We start from the raw sequence: 15,037 nt of genomic DNA on the forward strand, positions 1-15,037 counted from the left end.
GGTGCCGCGCTTCCACTGCGCCGTTCCCCTGCAGGCCGGGCTGGCGCTCGCACTGCCGCCCGGCGCCGCGCGCCATGTGCAGGTGCTGCGGATGCAGCCCGGCCAGGCGCTGACGCTGTTCGACGGCCGCGGTGGCGAATACGCCGCGGTGGTGGAGCGCATGGGCCGCAGTGAGGTCGCGGTGAACGTCGGCGCGCACGACCCGGTCGAGCGCGAAGCGCCGCAGGCCGTGCACCTCGCGCTGGGCATGCCGGCCAACGACCGCATGGACTGGCTGGTCGAGAAGGCCACGGAGCTCGGCGCCACGAGCATCCAGCCGCTGATGACCGCCCACGGCGTGCTGCGCCTGGCCGGCGAGCGGGCCGAGAAGAAGCGCGCCCACTGGGAAGCCATCGCCATCGCCGCCTGCGAGCAATGCGGCCGCAACCGCGTGCCGCTGATCCACCCGGTGCGCGGCTACGCCGACTGGCTCGGCGATGCACAGGCGGACGACAGCATGCAGCGCGTCGTTTTGAGCCTGGCGCCTGGCACGCAGCCGCTGGTCGAACTGACAGCCACCGGCGCTTGGCAAGTGCTCAGCGGCCCGGAAGGCGGTCTCAGCGCCGACGAAGAAGCACGCGCGCTGGCGCAGGGCTTCCGCCCGGCCCGGCTCGGCCCCCGCGTGCTGCGCGCCGAAACCGCAGCGCTCGCGGCGCTGACGCTGCTGGGCGGGGCATGAGCGCTGTCGTCGTCCGGCCATCGCGCCTGCGGCACTGCTTCCACCGCATGCCCGCCCTGCTGGCCAGCCTCTGCCTGGCAAGCGCCGCGCAGGCCCAGCACTTCGCGCCGAAGTCCATGGCCGACAGGACGGTGCGCCCGGAGGTCCGGCTCGCCTTCACGCGGCTGCTGGCCGCGCCCGTCGTGCAGCGCGCGCTGGACGCGGTGCGCGACGACCACCTCAACACCATCGATGACCTGCGGCTGCTCACCGAGATCGAGGCGCCGCCCTTCAAGGAACAGAAGCGCGCCGAAGCCTTCCTGGCGCGCTTGAAGGCGCTGGGCCTGTCCCATGCAACGATCGATGGCGAAGGCAACGTGCTGGGCCTGCGCAAGGGCCGCGGCAAAGGTCCGACGCTGCTGGTGTCGGCGCACCTCGACACGGTGTTCCCGGCCGGCACCGACGTGCGCGTGCGCGAGCGCGACGGCCGTCTCTACGCGCCCGGCATCTCGGACAACACGCGCGGCCTCACGGTGCTGCTGTCGTGGCTGCGCGTGCTGAACGAGCAGAAGGTCCAGACCGAGGGCGACCTGCTGTTCGCCGCGAGCGTCGGCGAGGAGGAACTGGGCAACCTGCGCGGCATGAAGCGCATCTTCGCGGAGCATCCCGAGATCGACGGCATGGTCGGCCTCGAACCGGCGCCCGACGGCAGCGTGCTGGTGGCCGGCACCGCGAGCCGCCGCCACGAGATCGTTTTCAACGGGCCCGGCGGCCACAGCTTCGGCGCCTTCGGCCGGGTGCCCAGCGCCATCCACGGCATGGGCCGGGCCATCGCGAAGATCGCCGATCTGAAGACGCCCAGTTTCCCGCGCACGACCTTCACCGTGGGCACGGCGAGCGGTGGCACGGCCGTCAACGTCATCGCAGCCGAGGCCCGTATGGCGATCGACATCCGCTCGGACGCGCCAGCCGAACTCCGGGTGCTCGAGCGCCGGATCTTCGAGGCCGTCGACGCCGCGGTGCGCGAGGAGAACGCCCGCGCCCGTACCGACACGCTGCGCGCCACGCACCGCCTGGTGGGCGAGCGCCCCGGCGGCCGCACACCGAGCGACGCCGTGATCGTCGAGGCGGCGGTGCGAGCCAACGCCAGCGTGGGCCTGCGCACCCTGCTGCGCGGCGGCAGCACCGACGCCAACGTGCCGATGTCGCTGGGCATCCCGGCCATCGTGGTCGGCGGCGGCGGGCTGACCGGCGGCTTCCACGCCCTGGACGAATGGATCGACCTGCACGAAGCCTGGCGCGGCGCGCAGAATTCGCTGCTCACGGTGCTGGGCCTGGTGGGTGTGCAACAGGTGAGTGCGCCCCTGCTGGCCAGGCGGTCGACCGCCAACTGAGTCACGCACGCGGCAGATACCAGAGGGCCGACGGGTTCCCAGGCCATGCGCGGACGCGCACAATCGACGCCTTTCGTTCACATATCCATCAAGGAACACGTCATGGGATTGCTCGACTCGATGCTCGGTCAGGTGCTCGGCGGCTCGCAGGGCGGGCAGGGTGATCTCGCCGGTGCGCTCGGCGGCCTGCTCGGCAACAGCGGCGGGCCCGAAGGCCTGGGCGGCCTGGTCTCGAAGTTCGAACAGGCCGGCCTGGGCGACGTCATCGGCTCGTGGATCGGCAAGGGCGAGAACGCGCCCGTCTCCGGCGGCCAGCTGAACGACGTGCTGGGCAGCGACGCGATCTCGGCCATCGCCGGCAAGCTGGGCATCAGCCCGGGCATGCTGCTGCCGATGCTGGCCACGCTGCTGCCCTCGCTGATCGACCGGCTCACACCGAACGGCCAGATCCCCGAGCAGGGCGTCGGCACCAACGAAGAGCTGCTGTCCTCGCTGAGCGGCCTGTTGCAGAAGCGCTGAAGGCGCGGCGCCCGCCGGCCAGCACCGACCCATGAACCGCAAGCTCTGGCTGCTGGCCGCCTGCCAGGGCCTCTTCCTCACCAACAACGTCACCTTCATCGCCATCAACGGACTGGTGGGCCTGAGCATGGCGCCGCGTGCCTGGATGGCCACGCTGCCGGTGATGGGCTACGTGGTCGGCGGCGCGCTTTCCACCGGCCTGGTCGCGCGCACGCAGCAGCGCTATGGCCGCCGCCTGTCGTTCCAGATCGGCCTGGGCGTAGCCTTCGCGGCGGCGCTGCTGTGCGCACTGGCAGCCGTCAGCCGCAACTTCTGGCTGCTGACCCTGGCCACGGTCATCGCCGGTTACTACAACGCCAACGCCGGCCTCTACCGCTTCGCAGCCGCCGAACTCACGCCGCCCGATGGCCGCGAGAAAGCCGTGTCGATCGTGATGGCGGGCGGGCTCATCGGCGCGGTGGCCGGGCCGAACCTCGCGAGCGCCACGCGCGACGTGCTCGCCGTGCCCTTCGCCGGCGCCTACCTCGCGCTGGCCGGCGTCGCCCTGCTCGCCATGGCGGTGATGCACTTCATCGAGTTCCCGGCCCTGCCAGCCACGCAGCGTGCGAACGGCGGCCGGCCGCTGCGCGAGATCATTCGGCAGCCGGTGTTCGCGGTGGCTGCGCTCTCGGGCGCGCTGGGCTTCGGCGTGATGAACCTGCTGATGGCCGCCACGCCGCTCGCCATGCAGATCTGCAGCCTGCCGTTCCCGGACGTGGCCTTCGTGCTGGAGTGGCACGTGATCGGCATGTTCGCGCCGGGCTTCTTCACCGGCCACCTGATCCGGCGCTTCGGTGCGCTGCCGGTGATGGGCGTGGGGCTGATGCTGCAGCTGGGCTGCATCGCCGTGGCGCTGTCGGGCGTGGACCTGCACCAGTTCCTGGTCGCGCTGTTTCTGCTCGGCGTGGGCTGGAATTTTCTGTTCACCGGCAGTACGACGCTGTCGCTGGGCACCTACACGCCGGAAGAGCGCGACCGCGCACAGGGCGCGTTGAACTTCAGCGTGTTCGCGACCGTGGCCGTCACCTCGCTGGCCTCGGGCGTGCTGGTGACGACGCAGGGCTGGCAGTGGCTGAATATCGGCTCGCTGGTGCCGGTGGCGATGATCGCCGCGGCCCTGCTGTGGCTGGCGCGCCGGCAGGCCGTGGCACGGCGCGCGGCCGCACCGGCCTGACCGGCGATCGAACTCAGGCGGCGACCGGCTCGGCCTGCGCCCGGCGGTGCGCCACCGGCAGCGCGGCGATCACCTCGGCCACCGCCGCCGTCAGCTTCTTCGCATAGGGCACGTGCAGGAACTCGTTCGGGCCGTGCGCGTTGCTCTTGGGGCCCAGCACGCCGCAGACCATCATCTGCGCGGTCGGGAAGCCCGCACTGAGCATGTTCATCAACGGGATCGTGCCGCCCTGGCCGATGTAGCCGCAGGGCGCGCCGAAGTGCGCCTGCGACGCGGCGTTGAGCGCCTGCTCGAACCACGGCGTGATGGCGGGCGCGTTCCAGCCGGTGGCGCCGCCGCCTCCCTCGAAGGTGACCTTGGCCTGGTAGGGCGCGTTGTCTTCGAGCAGTGCCTTGAGTTCCTGCACCGCGCGGTCGGCATCGACCAGCGGCGGCAGGCGCAGCGACAGCTTGAAGGCGGTGTACGGGCGCAGCACGTTGCCCGCGTCCTTCAGGGCCGGGAAGCCGTCGGCGCCGGTGACCGACAGCGTCGGCTTCCAGGTGCGGTTGAGCAGCGCCTCGACCGGGTCGGTGGTGGTGGGCAGCGCGAAGGTGGTCGAGCCACCGCAGTCGTAGTGCGCCCAGGGGAAGCGCTTGAACAGCTCGTCGCCCAGGATGCCGGCGGTGACGCGCGCCTGCGCCAGCCGGTCGGCCGGCACCTCGCAATGGAAGCTCGCCGGCAGCAGGCGGCCGGTCGCGCTGTCTTCCAGGCGGTCGAGCACCTGCCGCATGATGCGGAAGCTCGACGGCACCAGGCCCGAGGCATCGCCGGAGTGGATGCCCTCGGTCAGCACCTCGACCTTGAGCATGCCGCCGGCCATGCCGCGCAGCGACGTGGTGAGCCACAGCTGGTCGTAGTTGCCGGCGCCGGAGTCGAGGCAGATCACCAGGCTCACGTCGCCCAGCCGGTCCTTCAGAGCCGTGACGTAGGGCAGCAGGTCGTACGAGCCGCTTTCCTCGCACGTTTCGATGAGGCCGACGATGCGCGGGTGCGCGGCGCCCTGGGCCTTGAGTGCCTGCAGTGCAGCGATGCTGGCGTACACCGCATAGCCGTCGTCGGCGCCGCCACGGCCGTAGAGCAGGCCGTTCTCGTACTTCGGCGTCCAGGGGCCGAGGTCGTTGCGCCAGCCGGTGAACTCGGGTTGCTTGTCGAGGTGGCCGTACATCAGCACCGTGTCGCCCATGTCGGTGCCGGTGGCCGGCACTTCGAAGAACAGCACCGGCGTGCGGCCCGGGAGACGCACGATCTCGAGCGTCAGGCCCTCGACCTTCTGCGCCTCGACCCAGGCCGCGGCGTTGCGCAGCACGGTCTCGAGGTAGCCGTTGGCGGACCATTCCTTGTCGAAGCCCGGCGACTTGGCCGGGATCGCGATGTAGTCGGTGAGCTGGCGCAGGATGTCGGTGTCCCACTTCGTGGTGACGTCGGACAGGGCACGCTCGGCGTCGAGCGCGCCGGCGGGCATTGGTCCAGTTTCGCGGTGCAGGGGGGCGTTCATCGGGGTTCTCCGCTGAAGGGAATCGAGGGAAAAAGCATTGTGCGCCTGCGGCCGCGCCGCGTAGAGTGCGCAGTCCCAATCCCGACTCGACATGAAGGAGCGCGCGATGAGCAGCAGCAAGGCGACCGACCGCATCCGCGTGGGCATCGGCGGCTGGACCTACGAGCCCTGGCGCGACAACTTCTACCCCGCCGACCTGCCGCAGAAGCAGGAGCTGCATTACGCGAGCCGGCAGGTCACCGCGATCGAGGTCAACGGCACCTACTACAGCACCATGAAGCCCGAGAGCTTCCGCAAGTGGCACGACGAGACGCCCGACGGCTTCGTCTTCTCGCTGAAGGCGACGCGCTATGCGACCAACCGCAAGCTGCTGGCGAGCGCGGGCGAATCGGTCGCGCGCTTCGTCGACAGCGGCATCACCGAATTGAAGGACAAGCTGGGCCCGATCGTCTGGCAGTTCATGCCGACGAAGGTCTTCGATGCGGAGGACTTCGCGGCCTTCCTCGCGCTGCTGCCGAAGAAGGCGGGCAGCCGCACGCTGCGCCATGTGATGGACGTGCGGCATGAGAGCTTCATGACGGCCGACTACCTCGCGCTCGCGCGCGACCACGGCGTCGCGACGGTGTTCACCGACTCGGACAAGTTCCCGTCCTTCGCCAACCTGACGGCCGACTTCGCCTATGCGCGCCTGATGAACAGCGACGCGAAGCTCAAGAGCGGCTACGCGCCGAAGGCCCTGGCGGCCTGGGCCGCGCGTGCGCAGCAGTGGGCCGATGGCGGGGCGCCGGACGATCTGCCGCGCGTGGAGAGCGCCGACGATGTCGCGGCCAAGTCGCGCGACGTGTTCGTCTTCTTCATCAATGGCGCCAAAGAAAAAGCACCCGCCGCGGCGGGTGCCTTGATTGCGAAGCTGGGCGCCTGATCAGGCGGCCTGCAACGCGGGCTTCTTCGACTCCGACGCGCTGAAGGTGATCTCGCCGGAAAGCTGGCCGCCTTCCTCGATCACGATCTTGCCGTAGCGGATCTTGCCGGTGACCTTGCCGGTCGAATGGATGACGAGCTTCTCGCGCACCGTGAGGTTGCCGTCGAACACGCCGCGGATCTCGGCGATGTCGATCTCGGCCGAGCCCTTGAACTCGCCCTGCTCGGCGATCTGGATCACGCGCGAGTCCATCGTGGCTTCGACCAGGCCTTCGACCACCAGCGTGTCGCAGTCGGTGATCTCGACACCCTTGAGCTTGATGTTCGGGCCGACGGTCAGCTTGCTGCCGCCTTCCTTGGCCGCCGGTGCGGTCGCAGCCGGCGTCGTGGGCGTCAGGGCCGAAGGCGTGACGGGCGTGCCGGCGAGATTGGTGCCACCGCCGACGAGCGGCGCAGGACGGGAATTGAAGTTGTCGGTGTCGCGGTCACGCTTGCCGAAGAAGGGGGACTGTGAAGCCAAGACTTACTCCTCTGGAAACGGCCTATCGTAAGAAGGCCACGCACCATGCTGGCACTTTTTTCCGAAAGATTGGTAACGAGATCATTCGCCTGGCCCGGCGTTGGGTACTTTCGATGTGCTTCGAAGGCGCGCAACGACAATGCGTCGGCCTCGCCCCGTCCTCCTCACCGACCCATGCCCAAGAAATCTTCGCCCCGTTCCGCTGTCGCGGGTCCGGTCATCGCCGACGAAGTGCCGGTCGAGATCCGCTTCGGCAAGCCCGAGCACGGATGGCGCCTGAAGCTCTATGCGGTCATCTTCGAATCCGAGACGCGCGCGGGCCGATGGTTCGACCTGGCGCTGATCGCGGTCATTCTCGTGAGCGTCGGGGTCGTGGTGCTCGACAGCGTGCAGCCGATCCGCGCGCGCTGGGGCGCGGTCTTCGGCGTGTTCGAGTGGTTCTTCACCATCGTCTTCACGCTCGAGTACATCGCGCGCCTCGCCTGCGTGAAGCGGCCGATACGCTATGCGATGAGCTTCTATGGCGTGGTGGACCTGCTGGCGCTGCTGCCGACGTACCTGGCGATCCTGATGCCCGAGCTGTCGGTGCTGATCGACGTGCGCATCCTGCGGCTGCTGCGCGTCTTCCGCATCTTCAAGATGTCGCGTTACGCGGCCGAGTACCGCACGCTGGTGGCCGCACTGGCCGCGAGCCGCCGCAAGATCATGGTGTTCGTCGGTTTCGTGCTGATGGTCGTGCTGGTGCTGGGCACGCTGATGTACGTGGTCGAAGGGCCGCAGCACGGCTTCACCAGCATCCCCGTGGCGGTGTACTGGGCGATCTCGACCATGACCACCGTCGGCTTCGGCGATCTGGTGCCCAAGACCGACATCGGCCGCGCGATCGCGTCGGTGATGATGCTGCTGGGCTGGGGCGTGCTGGCCGTGCCGACGGGCATCGTCTCGGCCGAGATGGTGCGTTATGGCCGGGATGCGGCGCCTGCGCTCACGGGTGGCCACGGGCTGTTGGCGGACGCATTGCACGTCGCACCGGACACGCGCAGTTGCACGGACTGCGGTACCGGCCAGCACACCGCCGACGCCCGCTTCTGCCGCTGCTGCGGACGCGCGCTGGATTGAGAGGCTGAGCGTTCAGGCGTCCGCGTCGGCCCAGACGGCGCGGCCCTGCGAGGCATCGTCGATGCGCGCCACGAGCGCGACGGCATCGGCCTCGACCACCTGGAAGGTGCAGCGAACGAGCGTGCCGTGCTCGACGGCCCCCAGCGATGCACCGGCTGCGGCCAGCTCGCGGCGCAGCATGCCTTCCATCGCATAGGGCACGCTGCACGACAGCGTTCGCAGCCGCTGCAACGGCAGCTTGGTCGCCCCCAGCAGCGCCTGCGCCACCGCGTCGGTGTACGCGCGCACCAGGCCGCCCGCACCGAGCTTCACGCCGCCGAAGTAGCGCACCACCGTCGCGAGCACGCCTTCGAGGTCCTGGTGTCGCAGCACCTCGAGCATCGGCCGGCCGGCCGTGCCGCCGGGCTCGCCGTCGTCGTTGGCCGCCGATTGCCCGCCGGCCATCAGGGCCCAGCAGACATGGGCCGCGCCGGGATGCGCGGCACGCAGGTCGTTCACGACGCGCAGGGCGGCTTCGCGGTCGGCCACCGGCTGCACGCAGCCAATGAAGCGGCTCTTCTTGATGACGAGTTCGCTGTGCACCGCGGCGGCGAGCGTCTGCGCCATGGCTCGGCCTCTCAGGCCCGCTGGAACTTGAAGACGGCGGTGCCGGCGCGTGCGTTCGGCAGCCAGCGCACCTCTCGGCCCTCCTGCACCCCGAAGGCATCGAGCACGCGCAGCTTGTTCTTGCCTGCGAGCACCTCGAAATCCTTGAAGGTGCCGACGCGGATGTTGGGCGTGTCGTACCACTGGTAGGGCAGGCGGCGCGTCACCGGCATGCGGCCGCGCGCGATGCTCAGGCGGTTGGGCCAGTGCGCGAAGTTGGGGAAGGCGACGATGCCGATCCGGCCCACACGCGCCGTCTCGCGCAGCATGACCTCGGCATTGCGCAGGTGCTGCAGCGTGTCGATCTGCAGGACGACATCGAACGACGCGTCGTCGAACATCGCGAGACCCTCGTCGAGGTTCAGCTGAATCACATCGACGCCGCGGCGGATGCACTGGAGCACATTGCCGTCGGCGATCTCCACCCCGTAGCCGCTGCAGCCGCGCTCGCGCTGCAACAGGTCGAGCAGGGCGCCGTCGCCGCAGCCAAGGTCGAGCACGCGCGCGCCTTCGGGTACCAACTTGGCGATGAGACGTTGGGTGTCGATGTCGCTCATGCTGACGGCTCCGCCGCGACTCGCTCGAAGTAGGAGCGCACCACGCCCATGTAGCGCACGTCGTCGAGCAGGAAGGCGTCGTGGCCGTGCGGTGCGTCGATCTCGGCGTAGCTCACGCTGCGGCGGTTGTCGAGCAGCGCCTTGACCAGCTCGCGGCTGCGCGCGGGCGAGAAGCGCCAGTCGGTGGTGAAGCTCACCAGCAGGAACTTCGCCGTCGCCTTCGCGAAGGCTTCGGTGAGGTCGCCGCCGTGTTCCCGCGCCGGGTCGAAGTAGTCGAGCGCGCGCGTGATCAGCAGGTAGGTGTTGGCGTCGAAGTACTCGCTGAACTTGTCGCCCTGGTAGCGCAGGTAACTCTCGATCTGGAACTCGATGTCCTGCGTCGAATAGCGGTAGCCAGTCCCTGCCAGTTCGCCTTCGACAGCGCTGCGCAATTGACGCCCGAACTTCTCGTTCATCACGTCGTCGCTCAGGTAGGTGATGTGGCCGATCATCCGTGCGATGCGCAGACCGCGCTTGGGGATCACGCCCTGCTCGTAGAAGTGGCCGCCGTGGAAGTCGGGGTCGGTCACGATGGCGCGGCGCGCCACTTCGTTGAAGGCGATGTTCTCGGCCGTGAGGTTGGGGGCGCTGGCCACGACGACTGCATGGCGCACGCGATCGGGGTACTGCAATGTCCACGACAGCGCCTGCATGCCACCGAGGCTTCCGCCCATGACGGCCGCGAGCGTGCGAATGCCGAGCGCATCGAGCAGGCCGGCCTGCGCATCGACCCAGTCTTCGACCGTGACCACCGGGAAGTCGGCGCCGTAGACGCGGCCGGTGGCCGGGTTCACGTGCATCGGCCCGGTCGAGCCGAAGCAGGAGCCCAGGTTGTTCACGCCGATGACGAAGAAGCGGTCGGTGTCGAGCGGCTTGCCCGGCCCGATCATGTTGTCCCACCAGCCTTCGGACTTCGGCTGCCCGGCGTAGACGCCGGCCAGGTGGTGCGACGCATTGAGCGCATGGCAGACCAGCACCGCGTTGCTGCGGTCGGCGTTGAGCGTGCCGTAGGTTTCGTAGGCGAGCGAGTAGTCACTCAGCGACGCGCCGCTGCGCAGGGGCAGCGGCCCGGCAAAGGACATCGATTGCGCAGCGACTTCGAAGGACGACATGGACAAAGAAAAACCCGGCCTCGCCAAAAAACGAGCCGGGTTCGGCCACGGTCTTTAGCTGAATTTGTTAAGCGCCCGCAAGCTGTAGCAAATCGGCGCTGGGCAAGTATAGCCGCGGCGCCCGACCGGCGTCGGCGCCGTCAGCCGACGATCATCACCACGCCCAGCACCCCGAAGATCGCCGCCGAGATGCCGTGGACCAGCTTGATCGGCACGCGCCGCATGATGCGTTCGCCGAGGAAGACCACCGGCGCGTTGGCCAGCATCATCCCGAAGGTCGTGCCGGCGACCACGCCGATGTAGTCGTTCACGAAGCGTGCCGCCAGCATCACGGTGGCGATCTGGGTCTTGTCGCCCATCTCGGCCAGGAAGAAGGCGACGACCGTGGTGCCGAACACGCCGAAGTGCGAGCGCGAGCCGGTGTCTTCCTCGTCGAGCTTGTCCGGGATCAGCATCCACAGCGCCATCGCGATGAAGGCACCGCCGAGCAGCCAGCGCAGGGTCGTAGGCCCCAGCCACTGGGTGACGAAGGCGCCGACCGCGCCGGCAAGGGCATGGTTGACGATGGTGGCGGCGAAGATGCCCAGCACGATCGGCCAGGGTTTGCGAAAACGCGCCGCGAGAACGAGCGCGAGGAGTTGGGTCTTGTCGCCCATTTCCGCCAGGGCGACGATGCCGGTGGCGACGAGAAAAGCTTCCATGATGATGTGGGGGTTCCTCGGCCGAAGCAGACGCAATTGACCACGCAACCCTTCGGCCGAATCCCGAAGTTGCATGGTCAAAGGTCTCGCCAAGTTTCTTACCGTTTGCGCCATGTCCTGTGTGGGGCAGGACAAGTCTGTTGACGCAAACCCTTCTCGCGATGGAAGGCGGCTACTCCCCAATGACCGGACGATTCTAGCGGTGCGCGCCGATCGACTTGTGAGCTGGCACTGACTTTTCAGGTTGAAACCGGCGCCGGCGCCGAGGGGAAAATCCTGCTTGCAAATTTCATATTTCACCCATAATGCACGAGCCTCCCTTCAAATTTTGCCGGGGCGGAAATTGGGTGATCGGTCAGTTTCGCGCGACTCGGCGGTACGCCGGGATGATTGCTTTCGGGACTCCATCGCTTTCTTTGATGTGTTTATGAGGAGTCCCTCGATGGGCAACAAACTGTACGTCGGCAATCTGCCTTACTCGGTGCGCGACGGTGATCTGGAACAGGCCTTCGGCCAATTCGGCGCCGTGACCAGCGCCAAGGTCATGATGGAACGTGACACCGGCCGCTCGAAGGGCTTCGGCTTCGTCGAGATGGGCAGCGATGCCGAGGCGCAAGCCGCGATCAACGGCATGAACGGCCAGCCCCTGGGCGGCCGCAGTGTCGTGGTCAACGAAGCCCGCCCCATGGAAGCGCGCCCGCCCCGTAGCGGTGGCTACGGCGGTGGTGGCGGCGGCTACGGTGGCGGCGGTGGTGGTTATGGCGGCGGCGGCAGTGGCGGGGGAGGCTACGGCGGCGGCGGTGGCCGCAGCGGTGGTGGTGGTGGCGGTTACGGCGGCGGCGGTGGTCGCAGCGGCGGCGGTGGTGGCGATGGCGGTTTCCGCAGCCCCTACGGTGCCGGCCCGCGCGGCGGTGGCGGCCGCAGCGGTGGCGGCGGCGGCTACGGCGGCGGCAACAGCGGCTACTGATCCGCGACGCTCAGTTCAGCAACGAGGCTCCTTTCGAGGAGCCTTTTTCATGTCTGCGTCAGGCCCATCGGCGCTCAGTCATCGCCTCGCCGCTTCTTGCGGCCCCGCCCCTGCACGGCCCGGTCGAACACGGCATTGGGCAGCAGGCGCATGAGCTTTGCGACGACCCCCATCTGCCAGGGAATCACGCGGTAGCTGCGCCCGGCCTCGATGGTGCGGAAGGCCTGGTCGGCGAAATCGTCGGCCCGCATCAGGAAGGGCATGCCGTAGCGGTTGCCCTGCGTGAGGGGCGTGTCGATGTAGCCGGGGCAGATCGTCACGACCTTCACGCCGCTCGCGCGCAGCTCGCCGCGCAGGCTTTCGCAGTAGGCGACGACGCCCGCCTTGCTGGCGCAGTAGGCGCCGTGTCCCGGCAGGCCGCGGATCGCGGCGACGCTGCCGATGCCGACCAAGCGGCCGCTGCCGCGTGCGGCCATGGCGGTGACGAAGGGATGAAAGGTCGCGGCCAGGCCGACGTTGTTGATGGCGAAGGTCTGGGCCAGCACGTCGAGGTCGCCCCGGTCCGCCGTGTCGATGCCGACGCTGATGCCGGCATTGGCGATCACCACGTCGGGCAGCCCTTGCGCGGCGACGCAGCGTGCGCCGAGTTCGGCCATGGCGTCGATCTGCGCCACGTCGGCACCGTAGATGCCGCAGCGGTCGGCGGCGATGCCGCGCCTGGCCACCCAGGCCTCGATCTCCCCGGTGCGGCGCGCGACCAGTGCGAGGTCGTAGCCGGCGTCGTAGAAGCGGCCGGCCAGCGCCTGGCCGATGCCGCTGGAGGCGCCGGTGATGAAGGCCAACGGCCGCGGATTGGCAGCCATGAGAAGGGCTCAGCGCGGCGCGCCGGACGCCGGCGGCACGGCCGACGGCACCAGCTGGCCGCGCACCCGGCCTTGCAGGTTGGCGACGCCGCTCAGGTTGTCGTAGTCGAGCGTGTCGGCGGTGAAGCGGTCGGTGCCGCGGATGAGCGTGACCGGCTTGTTCGAGGTCACGCGCTCGGTGTCGAGGTAGGCATGCAGGAAGTCGCCCCGGAACTCGAGCCGCGGTGCCGTGCGCCCGGCGGCGATGGTCGCCGCCTCCCGCACCACCACCGCATTGCCGAACAACTGCACCTCGCTGCCGTCGCCATTGGACAGGCCGCGGTCTGCCGTGGCTCGCGTGACGAGACCCTCGGGCGAGATCGCACGGATGCGCACCTGGTCGACTTCGAGCGTGTCGTTGTCGGGATAGTGGCGCCCTTCGGTGCCGAAGAGTTCGCTGCGCAGCGCGCCGCTCGGCAGGAAGTTCTTGATGACGAAGCCGCGCATGAAGAAGTCCGGCTCGTGGGTCGGTGCCGCCTTGGCGGTGGGCTCGAGCAGCTTGGGTGCATTGCGCACCAGCCAGTAGGTGCCCAGGGCCAGCAGGGCGGTCACGATGACCGGGAGGTAGATGGTGGCGCGATCGACCGCGTCGCGCAACAGCGCGCGGACCGGCTTCATGCGGCGGGGCCTCGCGCCGCATCGAGCAGGCGCCGGTAGTGCCCGCCGGCCGTCAGCAGCAGATCGCAGAATTCGCGCGCCGCGCCTTCGCCGCCGCGCGCCGCCGTGACGTGATGGGCGACCGCACGCACTTCGGCATGCGCATTGGGCGGTGCCGCACAGAACGCGGCGCGGCAGAGCACCGGCAGGTCGGGCCAGTCGTCGCCGATGGCGGCAGCCTGGGTCCAGCCGAGGCGCAGCTGCGCCAGCATCGCCTCGGCGGCGGGGAGCTTTTCTTCGGTGCCGTAGCGCACATGCTCGATGCCCAGGGCTTCGAGCCGCACGCGCAGCGGCTTGGAGTCGCGCCCGGTGATCACTGCCGGCACGATGCCCGCCGCGCGCAGCAGCTTGAGGCCGTAGCCGTCGAGGATGCTGAAGCGCTTGAGCGTCTCGCCGTGCTCGCTGAAGAACACGCCGCCGTCGGTGAGCACACCGTCGATGTCGAAGAAGGCGATGCGGATGTCCTGCGCCGCCAACAGGGTTTCAGTGGGGAAACGCGTTGCCATCAGATGACCTTCGCGCGCATCAGATCATTGATGCTCAGCGCGCCGATCAGCACCTGGGCCGCGTCGACCACCAGCACGCTGGTGATGCGGTGCTGCTCCATCAGTTCCGCGGCTTCCACGCCCAGCGCGTCGGCGCGGATGGTGCGCGGCCTGGCGTGCATCACGTCGGCCGCCGTCAGTGCCCGCAGGTCGGCGCCGGTCTCGATCAGGCGGCGCAGGTCGCCGTCGGTGAAGACGCCGATGGCCCGGCCTTCGGCGTCGACCACCGCGGCGGCGCCGAGGCCCTTGGAGCTCATCTCGCGCATCAGGTCGCTGAAGGTGGCGGTGGGCGGCACGCGCGGCACGTCGTCGCCCGAGCGCATCAGGTCGCTCACCAGCGTGAGCAGCTTGCGCCCGAGCGCGCCGCCCGGGTGCGAGCGGGCGAAGTCTTCGGCGCCAAAGCCGCGGGCGTCGAGCAGCGCCACCGCCAGCGCGTCGCCCATCGCCATCTGCGCGGTGGTGCTGGCGGTCGGGGCGAGGTTGAGCGGGCAGGCTTCCTTCTCGACGCCGCTGTCGAGCACGAGGTCGGCGTGGCGCGCGAGCATCGAGTCGCGCCCGCCGGTGATCGCGATCAGCGGCACGCCCTGACGCTTGACGACCGGCAGGATGGCGGCGAGTTCGTCGCTCTCGCCGCTGTTGGAGATGGCCAGCACCAGGTCGACCGCCTTGATCATGCCGAGGTCGCCGTGGCTGGCCTCGGCCGGGTGCACGAACATCGCCGGCGTCCCGGTCGACGCCAGGGTCGCGGCGATCTTGCGGCCGACATGGCCGCTCTTGCCCATGCCCATCACGACCACCCGGCCACGCACCTCGAGGATCCGGTGCACGGCGTCGACGAAGCTCGGGCCGATGCGCGACTTCAGGCCGAGCACGGCCTCGGCTTCGATGTCGAAGGTGGTACGTGCCCGCGCCAGCAGCGTCTCGGGATCGGCCTTGTCGGCCAGGGGGGGGCGGGAACTCATGGCGCGGATTTTATCGGCCGGGCGCCATCCGGC

At 69.2% G+C, this 15,037-nt stretch carries 17 protein-coding genes and 1 riboswitch; of the genes, 7 read left to right on the forward strand and 10 right to left on the reverse strand.

The genetic code is table 11. The features are described from left to right. Window position 1: 1 nt before the first annotated feature. The 4 genes from N8A90_RS14705 (at window position 2) to N8A90_RS14720 (ending at window position 3,823) form a co-directional block, all read left to right on the forward strand. The gene (locus N8A90_RS14705) at window positions 2-718 is read left to right on the forward strand and encodes a 16S rRNA (uracil(1498)-N(3))-methyltransferase (protein ID WP_262075668.1); all 717 of its coding nucleotides are present in this window, start codon (window positions 2-4) and stop codon (window positions 716-718) included. Beyond that, window positions 715-2,091 carry a M20/M25/M40 family metallo-hydrolase gene (locus N8A90_RS14710; RefSeq protein ID WP_262075669.1) on the forward strand — a complete coding sequence of 459 codons (1,377 nt, stop codon included), beginning with the start codon at window positions 715-717 and terminating at the stop codon, window positions 2,089-2,091. Before N8A90_RS14705 ends, N8A90_RS14710 begins: the two co-directional genes overlap by 4 nt. A gap of 102 nt (window positions 2,092-2,193) precedes the next feature. Beyond that, window positions 2,194-2,610: a YidB family protein gene (locus N8A90_RS14715; RefSeq protein WP_262075670.1), complete on the forward strand. Its 417-nt coding sequence runs from the start codon at window positions 2,194-2,196 to the stop codon at window positions 2,608-2,610. Window positions 2,611-2,641: 31 nt separating this feature from the next. Further along, window positions 2,642-3,823: an MFS transporter gene (locus N8A90_RS14720; RefSeq protein ID WP_262075671.1), complete on the forward strand. Its 1,182-nt coding sequence runs from the start codon at window positions 2,642-2,644 to the stop codon at window positions 3,821-3,823. A 13-nt stretch (window positions 3,824-3,836) separates the two neighbouring features. Here the strand turns inward: N8A90_RS14720 and N8A90_RS14725 are convergent, their stop codons facing one another. Further along, window positions 3,837-5,357, reverse strand: a complete 1,521-nt coding sequence (locus N8A90_RS14725; protein ID WP_262075672.1) for a M20 family metallopeptidase — start codon at window positions 5,355-5,357, stop codon at window positions 3,837-3,839. Between the two features lie 106 nt (window positions 5,358-5,463). Here N8A90_RS14725 and N8A90_RS14730 point away from each other — a divergent pair, with 106 nt between their 5' ends. Then, window positions 5,464-6,279 carry a DUF72 domain-containing protein gene (locus N8A90_RS14730; RefSeq protein WP_410087686.1) on the forward strand — a complete coding sequence of 272 codons (816 nt, stop codon included), beginning with the start codon at window positions 5,464-5,466 and terminating at the stop codon, window positions 6,277-6,279. On the opposite strand, the gene N8A90_RS14735 is transcribed toward N8A90_RS14730, so the two are convergent. After that, window positions 6,280-6,798, reverse strand: coding sequence for a polymer-forming cytoskeletal protein (locus N8A90_RS14735; RefSeq protein ID WP_262075674.1), 519 nt, complete (start codon window positions 6,796-6,798; stop codon window positions 6,280-6,282). A gap of 174 nt (window positions 6,799-6,972) precedes the next feature. On the opposite strand from N8A90_RS14735, the gene N8A90_RS14740 reads away from it, so the two are divergent. Next, the gene (locus N8A90_RS14740) at window positions 6,973-7,917 is read left to right on the forward strand and encodes an ion transporter (RefSeq protein ID WP_262075675.1); all 945 of its coding nucleotides are present in this window, start codon (window positions 6,973-6,975) and stop codon (window positions 7,915-7,917) included. Between the two features lie 12 nt (window positions 7,918-7,929). On the opposite strand, the gene N8A90_RS14745 is transcribed toward N8A90_RS14740, so the two are convergent. The 4 genes from N8A90_RS14745 to N8A90_RS14760 form a co-directional block, all read right to left on the reverse strand. Beyond that, the gene (locus N8A90_RS14745; RefSeq protein ID WP_262075676.1) at window positions 7,930-8,523 is read right to left on the reverse strand and encodes an IMPACT family protein; all 594 of its coding nucleotides are present in this window, start codon (window positions 8,521-8,523) and stop codon (window positions 7,930-7,932) included. 11 nt (window positions 8,524-8,534) lie between these two features. Further along, window positions 8,535-9,119: a methionine biosynthesis protein MetW gene (gene metW, locus N8A90_RS14750; RefSeq protein ID WP_262075677.1), complete on the reverse strand. Its 585-nt coding sequence runs from the start codon at window positions 9,117-9,119 to the stop codon at window positions 8,535-8,537. Continuing rightward, window positions 9,116-10,270, reverse strand: coding sequence for a homoserine O-acetyltransferase (locus N8A90_RS14755; RefSeq protein WP_262075678.1), 1,155 nt, complete (start codon window positions 10,268-10,270; stop codon window positions 9,116-9,118). Before N8A90_RS14755 ends, metW begins: the two co-directional genes overlap by 4 nt. 140 nt (window positions 10,271-10,410) lie before the next feature. Beyond that, window positions 10,411-10,971: a TMEM165/GDT1 family protein gene (locus N8A90_RS14760; protein WP_262075679.1), complete on the reverse strand. Its 561-nt coding sequence runs from the start codon at window positions 10,969-10,971 to the stop codon at window positions 10,411-10,413. A gap of 14 nt (window positions 10,972-10,985) precedes the next feature. Beyond that, a riboswitch (yybP-ykoY riboswitch) is annotated at window positions 10,986-11,164 on the reverse strand. A 249-nt stretch (window positions 11,165-11,413) separates the two neighbouring features. On the opposite strand from N8A90_RS14760, the gene N8A90_RS14765 reads away from it, so the two are divergent. Continuing rightward, complete coding sequence (locus tag N8A90_RS14765; protein WP_262075680.1) at window positions 11,414-11,938, forward strand: RNA recognition motif domain-containing protein; 525 nt, start codon at window positions 11,414-11,416, stop codon at window positions 11,936-11,938. 74 nt (window positions 11,939-12,012) lie between these two features. On the opposite strand, the gene N8A90_RS14770 is transcribed toward N8A90_RS14765, so the two are convergent. Genes N8A90_RS14770 through N8A90_RS14785 form a run of 4 tightly spaced genes read right to left on the reverse strand, consistent with a single transcriptional unit; the run spans window position 12,013 to window position 15,004 of the window. Further along, window positions 12,013-12,801: an SDR family oxidoreductase gene (locus N8A90_RS14770; protein ID WP_262075681.1), complete on the reverse strand. Its 789-nt coding sequence runs from the start codon at window positions 12,799-12,801 to the stop codon at window positions 12,013-12,015. Window positions 12,802-12,810: 9 nt separating this feature from the next. Then, complete coding sequence (gene lptC, locus N8A90_RS14775; protein WP_262075682.1) at window positions 12,811-13,458, reverse strand: LPS export ABC transporter periplasmic protein LptC; 648 nt, start codon at window positions 13,456-13,458, stop codon at window positions 12,811-12,813. Continuing rightward, window positions 13,455-14,003, reverse strand: a complete 549-nt coding sequence (locus N8A90_RS14780) for a KdsC family phosphatase (protein ID WP_262075683.1) — start codon at window positions 14,001-14,003, stop codon at window positions 13,455-13,457. Before N8A90_RS14780 ends, lptC begins: the two co-directional genes overlap by 4 nt. Then, entirely contained in the window at window positions 14,003-15,004 is a 1,002-nt protein-coding gene (locus tag N8A90_RS14785) for an SIS domain-containing protein (RefSeq protein WP_262075684.1), read from the reverse strand. Before N8A90_RS14785 ends, N8A90_RS14780 begins: the two co-directional genes overlap by 1 nt. Window positions 15,005-15,037 lie beyond the last annotated feature (33 nt).

Source organism: Variovorax sp. N23 (genome assembly GCF_025486315.1).
GTDB lineage: Bacteria > Pseudomonadota > Gammaproteobacteria > Burkholderiales > Burkholderiaceae_C > Variovorax.